We start from the raw sequence: 2834 nt of genomic DNA, 5'->3' as shown, positions 1-2834 counted from the left end.
AGCAATGGCAAATAACCGTGTAATTGGTCTAGATAATAAAATGCCATGGCATTTACCTGCAGATCTTCAGCATTTTAAAAAGGTCACTACGGGTAAGCCTGTGATCATGGGTCGTAAAACTTTTGAGTCTATAGGCCGTCCATTACCTGGGCGCCGTAATATTATTATTACTCGAAACAGCGAATATACTGCACAGGGTATTGAAGTAGTAACTACGCCAGATGCCGCATTAGAACTCGTTACTACTGCTGAAGAAGTAATGATTATTGGTGGTGGTAATATCTATGAGCAATTTTTACCAAAAGCAGAACGCCTGTATCTAACTTTTATTGATTTAGATGTTAAAGGCGATACACAGTTTCCAGATTACAATAAAGTTGCTAATTGGTACGTGAAAGAAGAGCAAGAAAACCATCCGGATGACAAGAATTTATCTAGTTATAAATTCGTAACTTTATATAAAGAACGTTAACATTATTGCGTAAATTTTGATAGATTGATATAATATTCGATAGTCTATATAAGAACAAAGTATTATAAAGGGTTTGTCATGTTTAAATTACCAAAGCTAGTTGCACTTACTGCCGTTGTAGCTGTTAGTTCGTTTTCGTATACAGCACCTGTAAATGCTGAAGATCAATTAGCAGTATCTATTTGTGAATATATTGCGGCAGACGATAAAAACCGATTACGCAGCAAGCTTAAAAGCTCTCGTGTAAAAATTCGTAATATTTATGATGCAGTACAATGTAATGGTAATAACTTATTACGTCATGCTGTTGCTAGTAATGCAGTAGATACTGGTGAGTATATAGTTAAAAACTTATCAAAAAGTGCGTTAACAGATGGTGCTGATATTGCTTGGGCTGAAGGGAATTTTGCCAGCTCACCGCTTATTGCAGTAATTAAAGAGCGTGCAGGTCTTTAATTATAAAAAGGTTTTGTAACGCGACCTTTAGTTAGAAATTTATTGGTCTGGGTTTGTTATTTATAGCAAACCCAGGCTTTTTTCGTTTAGCTAATGTAATCTCACCCCACAACAAAATCATTAATAAACTTCATAACTTATCTGCTCATTTTAAATAACCAAAAATGTAGAGTCTCTGTTTAATAAACAGCTTCAAATTTACTTCTTCAAAAGAGGTAACTTTATTCAGCTGGTATCTATTTTGTATCTGCTAGTTTGTACCAATACGCAATAATACTTAATTATTTTGCGGGGCTAAACGTGTCGCACCTGTGTTAAAAAATTCTCATTTAGAACAACTAAGTAGCGAATTTTTTGCCTAGCTATCAACACGTTTTTCCATCCTAAAAATAGATCACTTAATTAAGCGAATTGATATTATTTACAAACTTAATCACTAAGGACAGATATGAAAGCTGTAATTCCAGTAGCTGGCTTAGGGACGAGAATGCTCCCTATGACAAAAGCTATCCCAAAAGAAATGCTCCCAATAGTCGATAAGCCTCTAATTCAATATATTGTCAGCGAATGTGTGTCCGCTGGTATTAAAGATATTGTGTTAGTTACGCATAGCTCTAAAAATGCAATCGAAAACCACTTTGATACAAGTTATGAACTAGAAGCGACTCTTGAGAAGCGTGTTAAACGAGCTTTATTAGATGAAATTCGCTCTATTTGTCCAAATGATGTAACTATTATGAGTGTACGCCAAGGTGAAGCTAAAGGGCTAGGGCATGCTATTTTATGCGCTAAACCAATAGTTGGTGATAACAACTTTGTTGTGCTCCTGCCTGATGTGATACTTGATGCCTATACTGCGGATCAAGAAACTGAAAACTTAGCGGCCATGATTAAACGCTTTAAAGAAACTCAAGCAAGCCAAATAATGCTTGAGCCAGTAGCTAAAGAAGACGTTAGTAAATATGGTATTGCGGATATTAATGGGGTTGATCTAATGCCAGGCAAAAGTGCTGCAATAAAAGCAATGGTTGAAAAACCTGATGCAGATTTAGCGCCTTCTAACCTAGCTGTTGTAGGGCGATATGTACTGAGTAAGAACATTTGGCCTCTACTTGCAAAAACGTCTGTAGGTGCTGGCGGTGAAATACAACTTACAGATTCTATTGACGCATTAATGGCACAAGAAACCGTTGAAGCATTTCATATGAGTGGTCGCTCTCACGATTGTGGAGATAAGTTAGGCTACTTAAAAGCAATTGTTGAGTACAGTCTGCGAGATGAAAAGCTAGGTAATGATTTTTCAAGTTTTATAAATGATTTGAATTTACCTTAATACAGCGCGTATTCTTCGTTCTATGGTAGGCTGTTTTGAGCTACTAAGTTAGCCGTACTTTTTATACATAGTAGTAGGCTACGTAGTACGATTGTTACTTATTCTGTATTAATCTTTTCAAGGAATTACCATGATTGAGCAAGGCCAAGAATTACCAGCAGTGACGTTAACGCAATTAACTGACGACGGTATGCAATCTCTTACAAATAAAGAATTGTTTGAAGGTAAAAAAGTCGTGTTATTTGCAGTTCCTGGTGCGTTTACACCAACGTGTTCAAATGCCCATTTACCTGAATTTATTACCCTTGCTGATAAAATTAAAGCAAAAGGTGTTGATGCTATTTACTGTGTATCAGTTAATGATGCATTTGTTATGAAAGCATGGGGTGACTCACAAAACGCGCAAGAAATTACAATGCTTGGGGATGGCGATGGAAGTTTCACTAAATCGTTAGGGCTTGATAAAGATACTGCTAGTTTTGGTGGTATACGTTCAACGCGTTACGCTATGATTATTGAAAATGCGCTAGTAACAGGTTTATTTGTAGAACAAGACAAAGAGTTTGTTGTAAG

General features: G+C 36.3%; 4 protein-coding genes. All 4 read left to right on the top strand.

Annotation, left to right across the window (positions count from 1 at the left end; genetic code table 11):
• Window positions 1–472: type 3 dihydrofolate reductase (gene folA / locus H5072_RS16045; RefSeq protein WP_182694088.1), on the top strand; the 472-nt coding region annotated here is incomplete at its 5' end.
• A gap of 78 nt (window positions 473–550) precedes the next feature.
• Entirely contained in the window at window positions 551–928 is a 378-nt protein-coding gene (locus H5072_RS16040) for a DUF3718 domain-containing protein (RefSeq protein ID WP_024594810.1), read from the top strand.
• Window positions 929–1376: 448 nt separating this feature from the next.
• Window positions 1377–2261 carry a UTP--glucose-1-phosphate uridylyltransferase GalU gene (gene galU / locus H5072_RS16035; protein ID WP_165744542.1) on the top strand — a complete coding sequence of 295 codons (885 nt, stop codon included), beginning with the start codon at window positions 1377–1379 and terminating at the stop codon, window positions 2259–2261.
• 130 nt (window positions 2262–2391) lie between these two features.
• The coding region (locus tag H5072_RS16030; protein WP_182694087.1) for a peroxiredoxin at window positions 2392–2834 on the top strand (443 nt) is incomplete at its 3' end.

Source organism: Pseudoalteromonas sp. SR45-5 (assembly GCF_014163565.1).
GTDB lineage: Bacteria > Pseudomonadota > Gammaproteobacteria > Enterobacterales > Alteromonadaceae > Pseudoalteromonas > Pseudoalteromonas distincta.
Note: the sequence above shows the minus strand (reverse complement) of the source record. Positions and strands in the feature narration are given on the sequence as shown.

Excerpts from the sequence above, each read along its gene's own strand:
- H5072_RS16040 (WP_024594810.1), top strand. The coding sequence starts at position 551 with ATGTTTAAATTACCAAAGCTAGTTGCACTTACTGCCGTTGTAGCTGTT.
- galU (WP_165744542.1), top strand. The coding sequence starts at position 1,377 with ATGAAAGCTGTAATTCCAGTAGCTGGCTTAGGGACGAGAATGCTCCCT.